Source organism: Blautia sp. DFI.6.71 (assembly GCF_020593585.1).
In the GTDB taxonomy this organism is placed as follows: domain Bacteria; phylum Bacillota; class Clostridia; order Lachnospirales; family Lachnospiraceae; genus Blautia_A; species Blautia_A wexlerae.
This window is the reverse complement of sequence record NZ_JAJDMJ010000229.1, coordinates 1-205: the sequence shown is the minus strand read 5'-3', so window position 1 is coordinate 205 and position 205 is coordinate 1. Positions and strand designations below refer to the sequence as shown.

The window sequence follows — 205 nt, the reverse complement described above, 5'->3', positions numbered from 1 at the left end:
ACCAGCGACACGAGGATTTTCAGTCCTCTGCTCTACCAACTGAGCTATCTGGGCAAAATAGCGGGGACAGGATTTGAACCTATGACCTTCGGGTTATGAGCCCGACGAGCTTCCAGACTGCTCCACCCCGCGATATTAATTTTTAAAATCAAAAGCCGATGATCGGACTCGAACCGATAACCTGCTGATTACAAATCAGCTGCTC

The 205-nt window shown here is 48.8% G+C and carries 1 tRNA gene; it reads right to left on the bottom strand.

What is annotated here, in order from left to right:
* Nucleotides 1–58: 58 nt before the first annotated feature.
* Nucleotides 59–132 (bottom strand) — tRNA-Met (locus LJE12_RS19960).
* Between the last annotated feature and the right edge of the window lie 73 nt (nucleotides 133–205).